We start from the raw sequence: 16,634 nt of genomic DNA, 5'->3' as shown, positions 1-16,634 counted from the left end.
GCCGCTCCGGGACTCTCACCCGGGTCGCTGCTTCGCCCCCCAACCACCAGCGACGGGCGCATCATATCCGAACGCGCGGACGCTTCCTGAGCGGTTTTCAAGGGGTGGGAGGGAGGTTCGCCGGACGGATTCGGCGATGACACCGTGACGAAATCGTGAGGACGGATGTCAGCGGGCTCCAGTACTGTGCGCACTCGTCCCCGGCGGTCCGCCCCGCGCGTCCGCCCGTCCCACGGAACAACAGGAACACTTCGTGAATCTCGACTTCGACGCCGAACCGCTCTTCTCCTGGTACGTCGTGCTGCTCGCCGTCAGCGGCATCGCGCTGCTGGTCATCGGCGCCGTCAACCTCGGCGGGCTGAAGATCGGCTGGCGCATCCTCAACGTGCTCGCCGGCCTGGGCTTCACCGGCTACGCGTACTACCTGGCCTTCGTCTTCGAGGGCGGCACGTACACGCTGTTCTTCAAGGCGTTCATCCTGCCGGTGGCGCTGATAGCCAACGCGGTGAAGGCGCTGGTCTCGCGCTCCGAGACGCCGGCCGCCCCGCCGGCCCCGGCGGCCTCGCCGTACCAGCCCGACGCCCAGTACCCGCAGCAGGGCGGCCAGTACCCCCCGGCACCCCAGGCCCAGGCCCCGGCCCCGCAGGCTCCCCCGCAGCACGGCTGAGCCCTCCGCGCCACGGCCTGATCACGATGGCCGACGCCCGGCGCCGGCAGCCGGTGGAGCAGGAAGTCGGCGGACCCGACTTGTGGCCGGGCACGGACGGTTGTCCGTGCCCGGCCGCGGCGCGTGGTCAGGCGGTCCGGCGGAGGCTGCGGACGGCGAGGAAGAAGGCGGCGGCGGTGAGGGTGGTGGAGAGGAGGAAGAGGAGCGCGACGCCGAGGTGGAGGAGGGCGTGCGGCTCACGGAGGATGCGGGCGAGCACGAGGTAGCCGGCGGAGGCGGTGAGGACGGCGCCGAGGGCGGGGGCGGCCCAGCGGTGGAAGGCGAGCCGCTTGGGGAGGGCGGAGAGCAGGGAGCCGGTGGGTATGGAGACGAAGGTGCCGAAGAGCAGGCCCACCATGGCCCCGAGGGGTACCGAGGTGTAGCGGAAGGCGACGAGCGCGACCAGGGCGCCCCAGAGCGCCCCGCCGATGACGCCGACCTGGGTGGTGCGAACGATGAGCCGGATACGCCAGGCGTTGGCGTTCATCGGTGGAAATCCTCCGGAACTGGGCTGCTGATCAGGAGAAATGGTCGAACTCGCCGGCCTTGACGGCCAGCAGGAGGGAATCGAGCTTCGCTACCTCGATGACCAGAACGCTCTGCGGGTCATCGGACTCCCGCAGATGACGAAGGCCCGCCGCGCCCGTGGCAAGTTCAACACAGCTACCGCCCGCGTTTGATCCGCTGAACGATGACTTCTGCCAACGCAGTTCTGGCATCAGGCGCCCTTCACGCTTGGAGCAGGTAGAGAAGATGTCGGATGAGCCCCCACGAGTCGCGCGCCGAGAGGGACGACTGGCCGGTGTCGACCGGAGGCAGCGCAAGATCGCTCAGCTTGTTGAACGTTCTGCGGTACGTCTCGATCGAGTGCCGGTCGCCAAGATACTCGGTGTGGCTTGGGTGATCCACAACAATGGTGGAGAGGTCCGCCGACCCCGGGTCCAACAGCAGGAATTGGCCTGTGTGCGGCGGCTTCTTCAGTGCCGTGAACGGTAGAACCTGGATGGTCACGTTGGGCAGCTCGGACACCTCAAGCAGGTGCGCCAGCTGCGCTCTCATCACGGCGTCTCCGGGGAAACGCAGGCGCAGAGCCGTTTCGTGAATCACGAAACGGAACTCCCGGCGCGGAAGGTCGGTCAGGATCCGCTGCCGGTTGATCCGGAAGTCGATCTCGGCTTCCACGTCCAACTTGCGGTCGCGATGAGCGTCTTCGTAGATCGCTTCGGCATATGCGGACACCTGTAGGAGACCGGGCACGTAGAACGTCTCGTAGTTGTCGATCCGAGCCGCGCTGTCCTCGGTCTCGGCCAGATCGAGCGCAAGATCCGGCACCCGGTCGGCGAACTCCGACCACCATCCCTTGCCCGTCCGCCGCCCCATGTCCGCGAGCTTGGCCCGGTAGACCGGGTCCTCACAGCCGTAGGCATCGAGCCAGATCCCCAACCGTTCCTGGTTGAGGCCTGTTCGACCCGCCTCCGTATGGCTGACGGCCGGACTCTTCATCCCCACGAGTGCTCCGGCTTCCGGTGCAGACAAGCCCGCCGCCAGCCGCAGGCGCTGCAACTCCTCGCCGAAGCGGCGTTGCCGCTGGCTGATCTCTCCCCTGAGCCCCACAGCGCTCCTTCCCTCTCCCCGAGTGTTCCGCATCGGCTCGACCCGATGCCACCGGCCAAGCATCACCCACAAGGGTCAACCTTGGCGCACTAGTTGCAACGTTTTAACTCTGCACCCTACTCTCAGTGGTGCACCGATCACGCGACGGATCGTCAATCACTGTTCGGCCCTCCGTCGGTGAGTCACTCCTCCCCACCTCACGGAGGTCCCCATGCGTGCCCCCACCCCGCCCGACTGGTTCGTCGTCCGCCACGAGCTGCGAGCCCTCCTCACCACGGCCGGCTGGCGCGCGGACGCCATCCACGACGCCGAACTCGCCCTTCATGAGCTGTTTGTGAATGCCTGGAAGCACACGGGGACCCAGGCGCCCCACGTCATCGCCGCCCTCTGCCCGCGCACGCTGCGGGTCTCGGTCTGCGACGACAGCCCGGACCTGCCCGAACTGCGCACCTGCACCGACCCCTACGCGGTCTCGGGCCGCGGCCTCCACCTCGTCCAGGCCCTCACCGACCGCTTCGGCGCCGAGCCCGCGAAGCACGGCAAGGTGGTCTGGTTCGAGCTGGAGGCCACCGCGTGAACGCCCCTCTCGAACCCCACGACAAGATCCTGCGCACCTACAGCGAGCCCGAGGTGACCGCCCTGCTCCGCGAACTCCACGAGCGCGGAAAGCCGTTCGGCATCCAGTGGGGCTCCGCGGCCGTCAGCGGCAGCACCATCGACGGGCGACTCCTCGTCGACTTCGGCGACACCTCCGTGGCCACCCTGCTCAACCTGCTCGCCCTCCTCCGCGAGGGGCTCAGGACCTCGTGAACTTCCTCATCGGCGCAGCCTTCGCCGTCCTCCTCGCCCTCGCCCTCGCCACCGTCGTCACCGGCGTCATCACCGCACTCAAGGTCCACGACACCGAGGAGAACGAGCACAACTGCTGAACGAAACGGGAGCAGTGTTGCTACTCCTGTCCGGCCGCCCCCGACCGGGGAACCCCGGGGCCCCGGGGTGCGAGGGGGCGGCTCAGGACCAGATGGGTCGTGGTGCTCCCCAACTGCGCCAGCTCGTCGACGATCTCCTCAAGATGCCCCATCGACGTGGTCGCGATCTTCAGCGCATAGCAGTCGTCCCCCGTGGTCCGCAGACACTCCAGGATCTCCGACCGCTCCTCCAGCAACCGCCGCAGCGGCTCGTGCCGCACCGCCGGCCCCGGGTACTTCAACCGCACGACCGCCGTCACCGGGAACCCCGTGCGCTCCAGGTCCACCTCGGCCCGGTACCCCGTGATCACTCCCGCCGCTTCCAGCCGCCGCACCCGCTCCGTCGTCGCCGACGCGCTCAGGTTCACCCGCCGCGCCAGCTCCGTGAAAGCGATCCGCCCGTCCTCCTGGAGCTCGGCCAGGATCGCCCAGTCCGTCGCGTCAAGAATCTCGGTCATGCGCCCAGGTTGCCGGTGATTCCACGGCGGAACAACCCCCCGACCGGTAGATGTCACACCAGTCAATCCAGCCGACATCCTCGCTTGCCCCTGCCCCAGGGACAAGGCGCAGAGTAGCCCCCGTGCACGAGGACCTGATCACCATCGGCGAGCTCGCCGCCCTCACCCGGCTCAGCCCCAAGGCCCTGCGCCTCTACGGGGAACGCGGCCTACTGCCCCCCGCCGACGTCGACCCGCACACCGGGGTCCGCCGCTACGGCCTCGCCCAGGTCGAACGGGCCCGCCGGATCGCGCTGTTGCGCGCCGTCGGCATGCCACTGGCCCGGATCGCGGCCGTGCTCGACGCGGACGGCGACGAGTCCGCGCTCCTGCTCGACGCCCACTGGCGCGAGCAGGAACGCACGCACAGGGCCCGCCGGTACGCGGTGGGCTACGCCCGCACCGTACTCACCGGAAGGACTTCGACCATGTACCGGATCGCCGAACGCGACGTTCCCGAACAGCAGGTGCTCTGCATCCAGCGGCACGTCACGGGAGCCACCCTCGTCCCCTTCCTGAACGAGGCCGGCGAGCAGCTCGTCGCCCACCTCGGGTCGACCGGCGCACGTCTCTCCGGGCCGATCTTCAGCATCTTCCACGGCCACGTCGGCGAGGACTCGGACGGCCTGGTGGAGGTGTGCGCCCCGACGCTGAACGCCGTCGGGCCGACCGGCGCGATCTCCGTGCGGATCCACCCCGCCCACCGCGAGGCGTACACCGAACTCACCAAGGAACACCGGGACTTCGCCACGGTGGCCGCCGTCCACTACGCCGTCGCCGCCTGGGTCGAGGAGCAGGGCTACGAGCGCCACGGTGGCAACCGGGAGGTGTACTACCCGAACTTCGAGACCGCCGCTCCGCACGAGCACACCTCGGACGTCACCGTCCCCTTCCGCCCCCGCCCGACGACGGCGTAGCACCTACGCCTCCACCTGGCGCAACCTCTCCAGCAGGGCCATCAACTGCCGCTGCTCGTCCGGGTTGAGCGGCGCCAGCAGCTCCGCGTTGGCCGCCTCCGCCAGCTCCGCGCAGCGGGCGAGCACGGCCACGCCCTCCTCGGTGACGGTGACGGCGTTCTTGCGCCGGTCGACCGGGTCCGGCGCGCGCAGCACGTAGCCGGACCGCTGGAGGTGGTTGAGCGCGCCGACCATGTCCTTGGGGTCGACGGCCAGGCGGCGCCCCAACTCCGCCTGCGCCACCGGACCGTACTCGGCGACACCGGCGAGCACGGCGTGCTGGAGGAGCTTCAGCCCCTCCACCGCGATCGCGTCGGCGACCAGGCCCCGGCCACGCGCCGCGACCCGGCCGGTGAGCCAGCTCGGCAGGGTCTGGATGTGCTGGAGGGGCGTGGTCACGGCCCCAGCCTACTCCGATTTCCATTGGACATCCCAACGGTTCTCGCCATACCGTTGGGGCACCCAATGAATTCGCCGGATCGGGGAGGTCCTGTGCTGCGCGTCCGCCATGAGGTCGACGGCTCTTCCGCGCTGCTGCACGCCGAGGAGGCGCCGGTACCCGAGGCCCGCACCGGGGAGCTGCTGGTCCGGGTGCAGGCGATCGGCGTCACCCTGCCCACCGTCCGCAGGCTCCGTGACAGCCGCGAGCCCCTCCCCCTCGGCGGCGAGATCGCCGGCCGCGTCGTCGCCACCGGTCCCGGCGCCGGCGGCTTCGCGGCCGGCGACCGCGTCACCGGGCTCTGCTTCACCGACGCCTACGCCGAGTACGCCGTCCTGCCCGTCGCGATGGCTTCCCGCATCCCGGACGACGCCACCGCCGTCGAGGCCGTCGCCCTGGTCCGCAGCGGCCTCGTCGCACGCGGCGCCCACGAGGCGGCACGCGCCGAACCAGGTGGGTCCGTCCTGGTCACGGCCGCCGCGAGCGGGGTCGGCACGCTCGCCCTCCAGTACGCCGGGGCCGGCGGCGCGGGCCGCGTCGTCGCCGCCGTCGGCAGCGCCGCCAAGGCCGACTTCGTCCGCTCCCTCGGCGCCGACGAGGTCGTGCTCTACCGGGACCTCGACCGGAGCGGCCCGTACGACGCGATCCTCGACGGCGTCGGCGGTGACCTCCTCCCGAGCGCCGTCCGCGCCCTCGCCACCGGCGGCCGGCTGGTCGCCTACAGCTCCGGCGGCGGCACCGTCGAGGCGTACGAGCTCCTCCTGCGCGGCGCCTCGGTGACCGGCTTCCAGATCCGCGCGATCGCCACCGGCCGCCCCGATCTCTACGCCCGCTGGCGCGACGACCTCTGGCACCACCGTGCCGCCGGCACCTTGCGCACCGCCGTGCACGCCGAGCTCCCCCTCACCGACGCGGCCCGCGCCCACACCCTCATCGAGCAGCGCCGCAACCTCGGCAAGGTGGTCCTGGTCCCCTGACCACCCCGGAACAGGAAGTCGGACCGGCCGACTTCCCACGCCACCACCTCGGCAAGGAGACCCCAGCCCCCAAGCCACACGGGGCATACGGACCACCGAACGACCCCGGAACAGGAAGTCGGACCGGCCGACTTCCCACGCCACCACCTCGGCAAGGAGACCCCAGCCCCCAGGCCACACGGGGCGTACGGACCACCGAACGACCGCGGAACAGGAAGTCGGACCGGCCGACTTCCCACGCCACCACCTCGGCAAGGAGACCCCAGCCCCCAGGCCACACGAGGCGTACGGACCACCGAACGACCGCGGAACAGGAAGTCGGACCGGCCGACTTCCCACGCCACCACCCCCGCAATCTCCGGGCCGACCCTGAGCGGAACCCTGAGAGCGGTCATGCCTGCTCAGGAGCAGGGTCGGGGGCGGGATCGGCTTGCGGGCTGAGGCTTTCGGCGCCGCGACGGCGCAGCATGGAAGTACGCCAGCCGGAGGGACCGGCCAACGGCATCACCACAGCAACGGAGTTCGCCATGAGCCGCCTCGCCCGCCCCCGCCACAACCGCGTCATCGCCGGCGTCTGCGCCGGGCTCGCCGAGCGCTTCGGGCTCACGCCGTGGACGATGCGCGTGATCTTCCTCGCCTCCTGCCTGCTGCCCGGCCCGCAGTTCCTCATCTACCTGGCGCTCTGGCTGCTGCTGCCCCAGGAGCCGTGACACCGGAAGGCGACGGAAGGCACCGGGAAGAGCCGGGAAGCGCCGGGAAGCGCCGGGAAGCGCCGGGAAGCGCCGAGGGGCCGCCCCTCCCCCTGCGGGAGCGGGCGGCCCCTCCGGCCGTGCTGCGGACCTGCCGCGGGCGGCGGGCCGGTCAGCCGGTGAGGCCCGGCAGCGGGAGGGTCTGGGTCAGCCCGCCGAGCGGGGTCTTGTCCAGGCCCGGCACGTTCGGCAGGGCGGCCCGGTTGCTGGTGACACCGGCGAGCGGGGCGGCCGGCTGGCCCGCGGTGGGGGCGAGGCTGCCGAGGGTGGAGCTGACCTTGTCGGCGACCGGCAGCTTGCCCGCGGCGTCGGTGAGGGCGCTGGTGGCGGCCGGGTTGGTCAGCAGGCCGGTCGGAAGCCCGAGACCGCCGGCGGCGGCGGCCGGAGCGGCGGACGCGCCTCCGGCGCCGACCGCGGCGATCGCGATGCCGAGCGCGGCGGTGCCGGCGGCCTTGAGAGTGGCCTGCTTCATGTGGTTCCCCTTGGGTCCTCGTCCGGTGGCCGACACGCGCGGCCGACGCGACGGGCCCGCCGCCACGGCCTGTCAGCAGTGACGCGCACACCGTAGTGAGGGGACCGGTCGGGGTTCAACGCGATTCACCCGCCCGAGCGAGAAGTCGGATGAACGCCAACTCCCTTGGCGGCACGTGGCGTTCATCCGACCGGAGCGGACGCGCTCAGCTGCCGGCGCTGAACAGCCACTCGGCCTTGAGCTCGGCGTAGCCCGGCTTGATCACGTCGTTGATCATCGCGAGCCGCTCGTCGAACGGCAGGAAGGCCGACTTCATCGCGTTCACGGTGAACCACTCCAGGTCCCCCAGCGTGTAGCCGAAGGCCTCGACCAGGTGCGCGAACTCGCGGCTCATGCTGGTGCCGCTCATCAGCCGGTTGTCGGTGTTCACGGTGACCCGGAACTTCAGCCGGCTGAGCAGCCCGATCGGGTGCTCGGCGTACGAAGTGGCCGCACCGGTCTGCAGGTTGGAGGTCGGGCACATCTCCAGCGGGATGCGCTTGTCGCGCACGTACGCGGCCAGGCGGCCCAGCTTGACGGTGCCGTCGTCCTCGACCGTGATGTCGTCGACGATCCGCACGCCGTGGCCGAGGCGGTCGGCGCCGCAGCACTGCAGGGCCTCCCAGATCGACGGCAGGCCGAAGGCCTCGCCCGCGTGGATGGTGAAGTGGTTGTTCTCGCCCTTGAGGTAGTCGAAGGCGGCCTGGTGGCGGGTGGGCGGGAAGCCCGCCTCGGCACCGGCGATGTCGAAGCCGACGACGCCGGCGTCCCGGTGACGGTTGGCCAGCTCGGCGATCTCGGAGGAGCGCGCGGCGTGCCGCATCGCGGTGATCAGGGTGCCGATCCGGATCCGGCGGCCGGCGGCGCGGGCGTTGGCCTCGCCGAGCCGGAAGCCCTCCTGGACGGCCTCGACGACCTCGTCCAGGGTCAGGCCGCGCTCCAGGTGCTGCTCGGGGGCGTAGCGGACCTCGGCGTAGACGACGCCGTCGGCGGCGAGGTCCTCGGCGCAGTCGGCGGCGACCTTGATCAGGGCCTCGCGGGTCTGCATGACGGCGCAGGTGTGGGCGAAGGTCTCCAGGTAGCGGACCAGCGAGCCGGAGTCGGCGGCCTCGCGGAACCAGGCGCCGAGCTCCTCGGGGTCGGTGGTGGGGAGGCCCTCGTAGCCGACGGCCGCGGCCAGCTCGACCACGGTCTCGGGGCGCAGGCCGCCGTCGAGGTGGTCGTGCAGGAGCACCTTCGGCGCGCGGGCGATCTGGTCGGGGGTGGGGATCCGGGGGCCGGTGCCCGCGGTGGTGACGGGGATCTGCTTCTCCATTGCGGGAGTGTAGCTCCTACGCGCGTAGACAGGCCACCGTCCACGGGGCGAATCGTCCAATGTCCACCGGGAATTCCACCAAAGGGATGATCCGGGCAACCTCCCCGCCCCACGCCCCGGGCCGGACCGGGCCCGCGCGCCGACGCTCTTCGGCCGCTCCCCCGCCCGCGACCGTCAGTCGTGCGCCAGCAGCCGCCCCCGCCGCGACAGCACGAAGTCCCGGAACGCCGCCGCCGGAGGGGTCAGCGGCCGCCCCGCCGCCCATGCCAGCCCGATCGCCCGCCGGGTGCGCGGCGCCGTCACCTCCAGCTCGACCACCCCCGGCCGCGGCACCAGCGCCGGAGGCAGCAGCGCCACCCCCAGCCCCGCCGCCACCAGCCCGCGCAGCGTCTCCGTCTCCTCCCCCTCGAACGCGATCCGCGGCACGAACCCGGCCTCCGCACAGAAGCCGTCCGTGATCGCCCGCATCCCGTAGCCGGGCTCCAGCCCGACGAACGGCTCCTCCGCCACCTCCGCCAGCCGGATCCGGCGCCGCCCGGCCAGCCGGTGGTCCGCCGGGACCACCAGGTGCAGCCGCTGCTCGTCCAGCCGCCGGGCGGCCAGCGCCGGGTCGTCGTCCGGGACCGGCGCGACCAGGCACAGGTCCAGCTCCCCCGCGCGCAGCCGGTCCAGCATCGCGCCCACGTAGTCCTGCACCAGCTGGAACCGCACCAGCGGGTACGCCGCCCGGAAGTCCCGCAGCAGGGCCGGCACCGCGTCCGTCCCCATGGTGTGCAGGAAGCCGAACGCCACCCGGCCCGCCTCCGGATCGGCCTCCGCGCGCGCCGCCTCGGCGCCGCGCTCGACCTCGGCCAGCGCCCGTTCCACCGAAGCCAGCAGCAGCCGGCCGGCCCGGGTCAGCCGGACCGTCCGGCCCTGACGGGCCAGCAGGTCGACACCCAGCTCCGCCTCCAGCCGGGCCACCGCCCGGGACAGCGTCGGCTGCGGCATCGCCAGCAGCGCCGCCGCCTGCGTCACGTGCTCCAGCCGAGCCACCGCGGCGAACTGCGCCAGCAGCGGCGCGAGTTGCACGGCGGGAAGCTCCGGCCCCAGCTCCGCGAGCCGGACCGGCTCCGCACCCGCGTCCATCCTGCCCTCCTGTCATCGCCACACGCTCGGCTCATACGCCCGTGCATGGATTATGGACGGTTGATGCATTGGACGCATCAGCCCGGCCGTCCTAACGTCGACGTCATGCAGCCCTCCAGTACCAGGGCGTCCGCGCCCACGCCGGACGCCCTCACCCCGCCGATGCCGCACCGCGACGACCGCCACCGCCCCGGGCAGCGCTCCTTCCGCCGCGCCAACCTCGCCCTGTTCGCGGCCGGCATCGCGACCTTCGTCCTCCTCTACTCCACCCAGGGCCTGCTGCCGGTCCTCTCCGACGACCTCGGCCTCACCCCCGGCCAGGCCAGCTGGACGGCCTCCGCCGCCACCCTCGGCCTCGCCCTCGCCCTGCTCCCCGCCAGCGCGCTCTCCGACCGGTACGGCCGCACCGCCGTGATGACGGCCTCCACGCTCGGCGCCTCCGCCCTCGCGCTCGCCCTGCCGTTCGCACCGGACCTCACCACCCTGGTCGTGCTCAGGGTCCTCCAGGGCGCCGTGCTCGCCGGGCTCCCCGCCACCGCGATGGCCTACCTCGCCGAGGAGGTCCACCCCTCCGCGCTCGCCTCCGCGATGGGCCTGTACGTGGCGGGCAACAGCATCGGCGGCATGGGCGGACGGCTGCTCTCCGGCTGGGTCGCGGCCGGCCTCGGCTGGCGCTGGGGGCTCGCCGCCTCCGCCGCCCTCGCCCTGCTCGCCACCCTCGCGTTCCGGCTGCTGATCCCCGCCGCCCGGCACTTCACCCCCGCCCCGGTGGACGCCCGCGCCCTCGCCCGCACCGTCGGCCGGCACCTGCGCAACCCGCTGCTGCTGCGGCTGTACGCGCTGGGGCTGCTGTTCATGGCCGTGTTCGGCGCGGTCTACAACACCGTCGGCTACCGGCTGATCGCCGCGCCCTTCCACCTGCCGGAGTCGGTCGCCGCCTCGATCTTCGTGGTCTACCTGGTCGGCACCGGCACCTCCGCCGCCGCGGGCCGGCTGGCCGGCCGGCTCGGCCGCCGGGGCGCCCTGTACGTCGCGATCGGCACCACCGCCCTCGGGCTGCTGCTCTCCCTCGCCGACTCCCTGGTCCTCGCCCTGCTCGGGCTGGTGCTGATCACCGCCGGCTTCTTCGCCGGCCACGCCACCGCCTCCTCGGCCGTCGGCCGCACCGCCACCGAGGGCCGCGCCCAGGCCTCCGCGCTCTACCTGATCGCCTACTACCTGGGCAACAGCCTCGGCGGCACCATCGGCGCCGACGCCTACCACGCCACCGGCTGGCCCGGCGCGGCCACCATCGGCCTCACCGCCATGGCCCTCGCCGCCGCCGTCACCCTCTACGCCACCCGCCGGGCCCACACCGCCACCCGCCGGGCCGCTCTCCCCACGACCCGCTGACCCGGGGGTCCGCCGACCCGCCAATCCGGGGGTCCGCCAATCCGGGGGTCCGCCGACCCGGGGGTCCGGTGGTCCGGGGCTCCGGCGGATACCTGACGTTCGCTGTCAGGTATCCGCCGTAGCTTCCCCCCGTCCCACCAGTACGGCGAACGGAGGAACGCACCATGGCCACCTTCATCCTCATCCCCGGCGCGCTGCACGGCGGCTGGTGGTACCGGCCGCTCACCGAGGGGCTGCGGGCCGCCGGGCACGAGGCGCACCCGCTGACCCTGACCGGGGTGAGCGAGCGGGGGCACGTCGGGGCGGTGGGCGGGGTCAACCTGGACGTCCACGTCCAGGACGTGCTGGCGCTGCTGGAGGCGGAGCGGGTCACCGACGCCGTGCTGGTCGCGCACAGCTACGGGGGGATGGTCGCCTCCGCGGTGGCCGACCGCGCGCCGGAGCGGATCGCCGGGCTGGTCCACGCGGACGCCTTCGTGCCGCGCGACGGCGAGTCCGCGTACGCGATCGCCAACGACGTGTGGAAGCAGCGCTACCTGGCCGGCGCCGCAGCGGGCGGCGGCCACACCCTGGTCGGCCGGAACCCCGCCCTCGACCCGCCCGCCACCGTCCACCCGCTGGCCAGCCTGCTCCAGCCGGTCACCCTCACCGGCGCCGCCGACGCCCTGGACGTCCCCCGCGTCTACCTGCACGCACAGAACTTCGCGGACTCCCCGTTCCTGGAGACGTACGCCCGCCTGCGCACCGACCCCGCCTGGACCGTCCACGCCCTCCCCACCGGCCACGACCTCGTCCGCGAGGCCCCCGAGGAGTTCCTGAGGCTCACCCTCACCGCAGCCGGCCGAGGAACGCCCGGCCGGCGGCTGCCGTCGCTGGACTCCGGAATATGAGCACCGATCCTGCTGCGTACGACCGGTTGCGCGAGATCGCCGATCAGCTGCCGCAGATCCCCGGGACAGGGAAGATCGAGATCGCCGATGGCGAGATCGTCATGCTGATGCCGCCGGTCAGGAGGCACGAACTCGCCGTGATCCGCATCGCTCGGCAGCTCAACGCCCACACCGTCGCCGTCGGCCCCTGGACGATCGACACCGGCGGGCTGCTCACGTACGCCTGATCCGGCGTACGTGAGCAGGCCCCCGAAGACCGTCAGGCGATGCGGTCCAGGACGATCGGGGCCGGGGTGAACGCCGTGCCGGCCGGGGCGACCTCGATGCCGCCGGCGAGCGCCTCGATCGCGTAGTCGAAGCGCTCGGGGGTGTCGGTGTGCAGGGTCAGCAGGGGCTGGCCGGCGATCACGGTGTCGCCCGGCTTGGCGTGCATCTCGACCCCCGCGCCGGCCTGCACCGGGTCCTCCTTGCGGGCGCGGCCGGCGCCGAGGCGCCAGGCGCAGACGCCCACCGCGTAGGCGTCGAGGGTGGTGAGGACACCGGAGGCGGGGGCCGCAACGACGTGCTGCTCGCGGGCGACCGGCAGCGGGGCGTCGACGTCGCCGCCCTGGGCGGCGATCATGCGGCGCCAGTGGTCCATCGCGGAGCCGTCGCGCAGCGCGTCGGCCGGGTCCTTGCCGTGCACGCCCGCGGCGGCCAGCATCTCGCGGGCCAGCGCGAGGGTGAGCTCGACGACGTCGGCCGGGCCGCCCCCGGCCAGCACCTCGACCGACTCGCGGACCTCCAGCGCGTTGCCGGCGGTGAGGCCGAGCGGGGTGGACATGCCGGTGAGCAGGGCGACGGTGTTGACGCCCGCCGAGGTGCCGAGGCCGACCATGGTGCGGGCCAGTTCGCGGGCGTCCTCGATGTTCTTCATGAAGGCGCCGGAGCCGACCTTCACGTCGAGGACGAGCGCGCCGGTGCCCTCGGCGATCTTCTTGGACATGATCGAGGAGGCGATCAGCGGGATCGCCTCGACGGTGCCGGTGACGTCGCGCAGCGCGTAGAGCTTCTTGTCGGCCGGGGCGAGGCCGTCGCCGGCCGCGCAGATGACCGCACCGGTGTCCCGGAGCACCTGCAGCATCTCCTCGTTGGAGAGCAGGGCGCGCCAGCCGGGGATGGACTCCAGCTTGTCGAGGGTGCCGCCGGTGTGGCCGAGGCCGCGGCCGGACAGCTGCGGGACGGCCGCGCCGCAGGCGGCGACCAGCGGGGCGAGCGGCAGGGTGATCTTGTCGCCGACGCCGCCGGTGGAGTGCTTGTCGCTGGTGGGCTGCGCCAGCGAGGAGAAGTCCATCCGGACGCCGGAGCGGATCATGGCGTCCGTCCAGCGGCTGATCTCGTGCGGGTTCATGCCGTTCAGCAGGATCGCCATGGCCAGGGCGGACATCTGCTCGTCGGCGACCTCGCCGCGGGTGTAGGCGTCGATGACCCAGTCGATCTGAGCGTCGCTCAGCTCTCCGCGGTCGCGCTTGGTCCTGATGACGGAGATGGCGTCCATGGTTGCTCCATTGCTCCCGGATGGGTTTCGGAAAAAGCGAAGAGTGTCGCGAGGCAGGGGCGGAAAGCCCCGCTCGCGACACTCTACGCGCGTAACAAACGCGAGTGCTAGAGCCGCTCGGGCCCGAACGCGTCGGGCAGCACGTCACTCATCGGACGCACACCGGACGGCAGCTCGATCAGCAGATCGGGCCCGCCGTGCTCGTACAGCAGCTGGCGGCAGCGGCCGCACGGCATCAGCAGCGCCCCGGCACCGTCCACGCAGGTGAACGCGGTCAGCCGGCCGCCGCCGCTCGCGTGCAGCGCGGAGACCAGGCCGCACTCGGCGCACAGCCCGAGCCCGTACGAGGCGTTCTCCACATTGCACCCGGTGACCACCCGGCCGTCGTCCACCAGCGCGGCGGCACCGACCGGGAACCTGCTGTACGGCGCGTACGCGTGGCTCATCGCCTCGCGCGCCGCCGTCCGCAGCGCGGCCCAGTCCACCGCCTCGGCGGGGGCCGTCACTTGCCCTGCCCCTTGCGGTAGATCTGGCCGTCGGCCTTCGGCGGCCGCAGCCGCTGCGAGGCCAGCGAGAGCACCACCAGGGTGATCACGTACGGCGTGGCGACGATCAGCGGACGCTGCACCTCGTCGGTGGTGAAGTACCAGACGAACAGGCCGCCGGAGACCACCAGGGAGATCAGCGCCGGCGTCGGCTTGCGGCGGTACGCCTGCCACGCCGCCAGCAGCACCATCGCGATGGCGACCACCAGGATCAGCACGTGGACCGACTCCGGGTCGCGCAGCTGGAGGCTGTCGGTGAAGCCGAACAGGCCCGCGCCGACGGCGAGGCCGCCCGGCATCCAGTTGCCGAAGATCATCGCGGCGAGGCCGATGAAGCCCCGGCCCAGGGTCTGGCCGTCCTTGTAGAAGTGCGCGGCGACCAGCGAGAGGTACGCGCCGCCGAGGCCCGCGAAGGCGCCCGAGGCGATGACCGCCAGGTACTTGTACTTGTAGACGTTGACGCCCAGCGACTCGGCGGCCGTCGGGTTCTCGCCGCAGGAGCGCAGCCGCAGGCCGAAGACGGTCCGCCAGAGCGCGAAGTAGCTGGCGACGATCAGCACGCCGGCCAGGATGACGACGACCGACAGGTTGGTGACCAGACCGCCGAGCACGCCGGCGACGTCGGAGACCAGGAACCAGTGGTGGGACTCGATGTCCTTCAGCCAGGAGGACAGGCCGGGCACGGTCAGGTACGGCAGCGGATCGGCCGGCGGGGACTGGTTCGCACCGGCGCCGAACGCGATGTAGTCCTTGTAGTAGATCCGGTTGACGTACGCGCAGATGCCGGGGATCAGCAGGTTGATGCCGACGCCGGAGACGATGTGGTCGACGCCGAAGGTCACCGTGATGACCGCATGCAGCAGACCGCCGAGCGCACCGCCGAGCATGCCGGCCACCAGGCCGAACCAGGGGTTGACCAGGTAGCCGCCCCAGGCCCCGGCGAAGGTGCCGGCGACCATCATGCCTTCGAGACCGATGTTGACGACGCCGGCCCGCTCGGACCAGAGACCGCCGAGACCGGCCATGCCGATCGGGACCGCCGCGCCCAGCGCCGCGGTGATCTGGCCGGAGGAGGTCAGCGCGTGGTTGTCGGTGATCATGCCGACGGCGGAGAACAGGACGAGGGCGCCCGCGACCAGCAGCAGCACCACCGGCCAGGACATCTTGCGCTTCTTGGCGGGCGCGCCGCCGGGCGTCTTCGCGCGAACAGCGGTGGCCGTACTCACGCCGACACCTCCTTCTTCTGGGCGGCCGCGGCGGCAGCCTGGGCGGCGAGCTCGGCGCCGACCTTCTGCTGCTGGCGCTTCAGGCCGTAGCGGCGGACCAGCTCGTAGGCGACGACGACGCAGATGACGATGGTGCCCTTCATGACGTCGACGATCTCGAACGGGAACTCACCGTTCTGCGGCAGCGGGAGCTGCGAGCCGGTGGCGTCGAGGAAGGCGAAGAGCAGGGCGGCGAAGACCATGCCGATCGGGCTGTTGCGACCGAGCAGGGCGACCGAGATGCCCAGGAAGCCGAGGCCGGCCTGGAAGCTCTGGCCGAAGTTGTAGGAGTTCTGCATCAGCTCCGGCAGGCCGATGAGGCCGGCCAGCGCGCCGGAGACCACCATCGAGGTGACCACCATGCGCTTGACGTTGACGCCGGACGCGGTGGCCGCGCTCTCCGAGCGGCCGGTGGCGCGCAGGTCGAAGCCGAAGCGGGTGCGGTTCAGGGTGAACTGGAAGGCCACGCCGACCAGGACCGCGATGACGACGAAGCCCCAGAGCGGGCCGCCGTCGGTGTCGATCGAGAAGAACCGACTGGACTCCGAGATCGGGTCGGTCTGGATCGAGTTGCTGGTGGTGCCCTTCTCCGGCGCGAAGATGCCGGGGACGAGCAGCAGACCGACCACCGCGGTGGCGATCGAGTTCAGCATGATGGTCGAGATGACCTCGCTGACGCCGCGGTAGACCTTCAGCAGGCCGGCCACGGCCGCCCACATGCCACCGACCAGCATCGCGGTCAGCAGCAGCAGCGGGATCTGGATGACCGCCGGGAGGTCGACCTGGCTGCCGACGAACGCGGCGAACAGCGCGGCGAGCTTGTACTGGCCCTCGACACCGATGTTGAAGAGGTTCATGCGGAAGCCGAAGGCGGCGGCCGCGGCGGCGAGGTAGTACGTGGTGGACCGGTTGATGATGGCCACCTGGCCGTCCGACTTGGTGCCGTACGTGATCATCACGTTCCAGGCGTCGAACGGGTTCTTGCCGGAGGTCGCCAGCAGCAGCGAGCAGATGACGACGGACAGCACGACGGCGAGCACCGGCGCCGCGAGGGCGAGCACGATCTTCTCGCCGCTGAACCGCTGTGCCAGGCCGCCCTTGGCGGCGGCCGCGGGCGCGGCGGGAGCGGGCTTGGGACTGGTCAT

General features: G+C 72.1%; 22 protein-coding genes. 10 read left to right on the top strand and 12 right to left on the bottom strand.

Translation table 11 applies throughout. The annotated features are described in order from the left end of the window. Nucleotides 1-253: 253 nt before the first annotated feature. The gene (locus ACFVVL_RS06250; RefSeq protein WP_387671660.1) at nucleotides 254-667 is read left to right on the top strand and encodes a hypothetical protein; all 414 of its coding nucleotides are present in this window, start codon (nucleotides 254-256) and stop codon (nucleotides 665-667) included. A 127-nt stretch (nucleotides 668-794) separates the two neighbouring features. Here ACFVVL_RS06250 and ACFVVL_RS06245 read toward each other — a convergent pair whose 3' ends face one another. Genes ACFVVL_RS06245 through ACFVVL_RS06235 form a run of 3 tightly spaced genes read right to left on the bottom strand, consistent with a single transcriptional unit; the run spans nucleotide 795 to nucleotide 2,320 of the window. Beyond that, nucleotides 795-1,193, bottom strand: coding sequence for a hypothetical protein (locus ACFVVL_RS06245; protein ID WP_387671658.1), 399 nt, complete (start codon nucleotides 1,191-1,193; stop codon nucleotides 795-797). Nucleotides 1,194-1,224: 31 nt separating this feature from the next. After that, nucleotides 1,225-1,425 (bottom strand): DUF397 domain-containing protein, encoded by a 201-nt coding sequence (locus ACFVVL_RS06240; RefSeq protein ID WP_380291513.1) that lies wholly within the window; start codon nucleotides 1,423-1,425, stop codon nucleotides 1,225-1,227. Nucleotides 1,426-1,435: 10 nt separating this feature from the next. After that, nucleotides 1,436-2,320, bottom strand: coding sequence for a helix-turn-helix domain-containing protein (locus ACFVVL_RS06235; protein WP_380291511.1), 885 nt, complete (start codon nucleotides 2,318-2,320; stop codon nucleotides 1,436-1,438). A gap of 211 nt (nucleotides 2,321-2,531) precedes the next feature. On the opposite strand from ACFVVL_RS06235, the gene ACFVVL_RS06230 reads away from it, so the two are divergent. Genes ACFVVL_RS06230 through ACFVVL_RS06220 form a run of 3 tightly spaced genes read left to right on the top strand, consistent with a single transcriptional unit; the run spans nucleotide 2,532 to nucleotide 3,249 of the window. After that, nucleotides 2,532-2,897, top strand: coding sequence for an ATP-binding protein (locus ACFVVL_RS06230; protein WP_387671656.1), 366 nt, complete (start codon nucleotides 2,532-2,534; stop codon nucleotides 2,895-2,897). Continuing rightward, nucleotides 2,894-3,130 (top strand): hypothetical protein, encoded by a 237-nt coding sequence (locus ACFVVL_RS06225; protein ID WP_387671654.1) that lies wholly within the window; start codon nucleotides 2,894-2,896, stop codon nucleotides 3,128-3,130. Before ACFVVL_RS06230 ends, ACFVVL_RS06225 begins: the two co-directional genes overlap by 4 nt. Beyond that, complete coding sequence (locus ACFVVL_RS06220; RefSeq protein ID WP_387671652.1) at nucleotides 3,127-3,249, top strand: hypothetical protein; 123 nt, start codon at nucleotides 3,127-3,129, stop codon at nucleotides 3,247-3,249. Before ACFVVL_RS06225 ends, ACFVVL_RS06220 begins: the two co-directional genes overlap by 4 nt. A gap of 20 nt (nucleotides 3,250-3,269) precedes the next feature. On the opposite strand, the gene ACFVVL_RS06215 is transcribed toward ACFVVL_RS06220, so the two are convergent. Beyond that, the gene (locus tag ACFVVL_RS06215; protein ID WP_380291505.1) at nucleotides 3,270-3,746 is read right to left on the bottom strand and encodes an Lrp/AsnC family transcriptional regulator; all 477 of its coding nucleotides are present in this window, start codon (nucleotides 3,744-3,746) and stop codon (nucleotides 3,270-3,272) included. A gap of 122 nt (nucleotides 3,747-3,868) precedes the next feature. Here ACFVVL_RS06215 and ACFVVL_RS06210 point away from each other — a divergent pair, with 122 nt between their 5' ends. After that, complete coding sequence (locus ACFVVL_RS06210; RefSeq protein WP_387671650.1) at nucleotides 3,869-4,702, top strand: MerR family transcriptional regulator; 834 nt, start codon at nucleotides 3,869-3,871, stop codon at nucleotides 4,700-4,702. Between the two features lie 3 nt (nucleotides 4,703-4,705). On the opposite strand, the gene ACFVVL_RS06205 is transcribed toward ACFVVL_RS06210, so the two are convergent. Continuing rightward, nucleotides 4,706-5,140, bottom strand: coding sequence for a MarR family winged helix-turn-helix transcriptional regulator (locus ACFVVL_RS06205; RefSeq protein WP_380291501.1), 435 nt, complete (start codon nucleotides 5,138-5,140; stop codon nucleotides 4,706-4,708). 93 nt (nucleotides 5,141-5,233) lie between these two features. On the opposite strand from ACFVVL_RS06205, the gene ACFVVL_RS06200 reads away from it, so the two are divergent. Together ACFVVL_RS06200 and ACFVVL_RS06195 are read left to right on the top strand one after the other, a co-directional pair. Next, on the top strand, nucleotides 5,234-6,157 hold the full coding sequence (locus ACFVVL_RS06200; protein ID WP_387671648.1) for a zinc-binding alcohol dehydrogenase family protein: 924 nt from the start codon (nucleotides 5,234-5,236) through the stop codon (nucleotides 6,155-6,157). Between the two features lie 527 nt (nucleotides 6,158-6,684). Beyond that, nucleotides 6,685-6,867 carry a PspC domain-containing protein gene (locus tag ACFVVL_RS06195; protein ID WP_350554659.1) on the top strand — a complete coding sequence of 61 codons (183 nt, stop codon included), beginning with the start codon at nucleotides 6,685-6,687 and terminating at the stop codon, nucleotides 6,865-6,867. A 151-nt stretch (nucleotides 6,868-7,018) separates the two neighbouring features. Here the strand turns inward: ACFVVL_RS06195 and ACFVVL_RS06190 are convergent, their stop codons facing one another. The 3 genes from ACFVVL_RS06190 to ACFVVL_RS06180 all read right to left on the bottom strand — a co-directional run bounded on the left by ACFVVL_RS06190 (nucleotide 7,019) and on the right by ACFVVL_RS06180 (nucleotide 9,860). Beyond that, complete coding sequence (locus ACFVVL_RS06190; RefSeq protein WP_387671645.1) at nucleotides 7,019-7,378, bottom strand: hypothetical protein; 360 nt, start codon at nucleotides 7,376-7,378, stop codon at nucleotides 7,019-7,021. Between the two features lie 205 nt (nucleotides 7,379-7,583). Next, nucleotides 7,584-8,732: an adenosine deaminase gene (locus tag ACFVVL_RS06185; protein WP_380291495.1), complete on the bottom strand. Its 1,149-nt coding sequence runs from the start codon at nucleotides 8,730-8,732 to the stop codon at nucleotides 7,584-7,586. A 174-nt stretch (nucleotides 8,733-8,906) separates the two neighbouring features. After that, nucleotides 8,907-9,860, bottom strand: coding sequence for a LysR family transcriptional regulator (locus ACFVVL_RS06180; protein WP_387671643.1), 954 nt, complete (start codon nucleotides 9,858-9,860; stop codon nucleotides 8,907-8,909). A gap of 105 nt (nucleotides 9,861-9,965) precedes the next feature. Between ACFVVL_RS06180 and ACFVVL_RS06175 the strand changes: the two genes are divergently transcribed. The 3 genes from ACFVVL_RS06175 to ACFVVL_RS06165 all read left to right on the top strand — a co-directional run bounded on the left by ACFVVL_RS06175 (nucleotide 9,966) and on the right by ACFVVL_RS06165 (nucleotide 12,369). Next, a complete protein-coding gene (locus tag ACFVVL_RS06175) occupies nucleotides 9,966-11,252 on the top strand; it encodes an MFS transporter (protein WP_387671641.1) in 1,287 nt (428 codons plus the stop codon). Between the two features lie 164 nt (nucleotides 11,253-11,416). Further along, the gene (locus ACFVVL_RS06170; protein ID WP_387671639.1) at nucleotides 11,417-12,142 is read left to right on the top strand and encodes an alpha/beta fold hydrolase; all 726 of its coding nucleotides are present in this window, start codon (nucleotides 11,417-11,419) and stop codon (nucleotides 12,140-12,142) included. After that, nucleotides 12,139-12,369: a hypothetical protein gene (locus tag ACFVVL_RS06165; RefSeq protein WP_387671637.1), complete on the top strand. Its 231-nt coding sequence runs from the start codon at nucleotides 12,139-12,141 to the stop codon at nucleotides 12,367-12,369. Before ACFVVL_RS06170 ends, ACFVVL_RS06165 begins: the two co-directional genes overlap by 4 nt. A gap of 32 nt (nucleotides 12,370-12,401) precedes the next feature. Here ACFVVL_RS06165 and ACFVVL_RS06160 read toward each other — a convergent pair whose 3' ends face one another. The 4 genes from ACFVVL_RS06160 to ACFVVL_RS06145 form a co-directional block, all read right to left on the bottom strand. After that, entirely contained in the window at nucleotides 12,402-13,679 is a 1,278-nt protein-coding gene (locus tag ACFVVL_RS06160) for a thymidine phosphorylase (protein WP_387671635.1), read from the bottom strand. Nucleotides 13,680-13,786: 107 nt separating this feature from the next. Further along, entirely contained in the window at nucleotides 13,787-14,185 is a 399-nt protein-coding gene (locus ACFVVL_RS06155) for a cytidine deaminase (RefSeq protein ID WP_387671633.1), read from the bottom strand. After that, nucleotides 14,182-15,450 carry an ABC transporter permease gene (locus tag ACFVVL_RS06150; RefSeq protein ID WP_387671631.1) on the bottom strand — a complete coding sequence of 423 codons (1,269 nt, stop codon included), beginning with the start codon at nucleotides 15,448-15,450 and terminating at the stop codon, nucleotides 14,182-14,184. The genes ACFVVL_RS06155 and ACFVVL_RS06150 overlap by 4 nt, the downstream gene beginning before the upstream one ends. Further along, complete coding sequence (locus tag ACFVVL_RS06145) at nucleotides 15,447-16,634, bottom strand: ABC transporter permease (RefSeq protein ID WP_380291480.1); 1,188 nt, start codon at nucleotides 16,632-16,634, stop codon at nucleotides 15,447-15,449. The genes ACFVVL_RS06150 and ACFVVL_RS06145 overlap by 4 nt, the downstream gene beginning before the upstream one ends.

Source organism: Kitasatospora sp. NPDC058115 (assembly GCF_042884635.1).
In the GTDB taxonomy this organism is placed as follows: domain Bacteria; phylum Actinomycetota; class Actinomycetes; order Streptomycetales; family Streptomycetaceae; genus Kitasatospora.
Note: the sequence above shows the minus strand (reverse complement) of the source record. Positions and strands in the feature narration are given on the sequence as shown.

Coding starts and splice junctions, on each gene's coding strand:
- ACFVVL_RS06245 (WP_387671658.1), bottom strand. CDS start 1,193: ATGAACGCCAACGCCTGGCGTATCCGGCTCATCGTTCGCACCACCCAG.
- ACFVVL_RS06240 (WP_380291513.1), bottom strand. CDS start 1,425: ATGCCAGAACTGCGTTGGCAGAAGTCATCGTTCAGCGGATCAAACGCG.
- ACFVVL_RS06230 (WP_387671656.1), top strand. CDS start 2,532: ATGCGTGCCCCCACCCCGCCCGACTGGTTCGTCGTCCGCCACGAGCTG.
- ACFVVL_RS06215 (WP_380291505.1), bottom strand. CDS start 3,746: ATGACCGAGATTCTTGACGCGACGGACTGGGCGATCCTGGCCGAGCTC.
- ACFVVL_RS06195 (WP_350554659.1), top strand. CDS start 6,685: ATGAGCCGCCTCGCCCGCCCCCGCCACAACCGCGTCATCGCCGGCGTC.
- ACFVVL_RS06190 (WP_387671645.1), bottom strand. CDS start 7,378: ATGAAGCAGGCCACTCTCAAGGCCGCCGGCACCGCCGCGCTCGGCATC.
- ACFVVL_RS06185 (WP_380291495.1), bottom strand. CDS start 8,732: ATGGAGAAGCAGATCCCCGTCACCACCGCGGGCACCGGCCCCCGGATC.
- ACFVVL_RS06180 (WP_387671643.1), bottom strand. CDS start 9,860: ATGGACGCGGGTGCGGAGCCGGTCCGGCTCGCGGAGCTGGGGCCGGAG.
- ACFVVL_RS06175 (WP_387671641.1), top strand. CDS start 9,966: ATGCAGCCCTCCAGTACCAGGGCGTCCGCGCCCACGCCGGACGCCCTC.
- ACFVVL_RS06170 (WP_387671639.1), top strand. CDS start 11,417: ATGGCCACCTTCATCCTCATCCCCGGCGCGCTGCACGGCGGCTGGTGG.
- ACFVVL_RS06165 (WP_387671637.1), top strand. CDS start 12,139: ATGAGCACCGATCCTGCTGCGTACGACCGGTTGCGCGAGATCGCCGAT.
- ACFVVL_RS06160 (WP_387671635.1), bottom strand. CDS start 13,679: ATGGACGCCATCTCCGTCATCAGGACCAAGCGCGACCGCGGAGAGCTG.
- ACFVVL_RS06145 (WP_380291480.1), bottom strand. CDS start 16,634: ATGACCAGTCCCAAGCCCGCTCCCGCCGCGCCCGCGGCCGCCGCCAAG.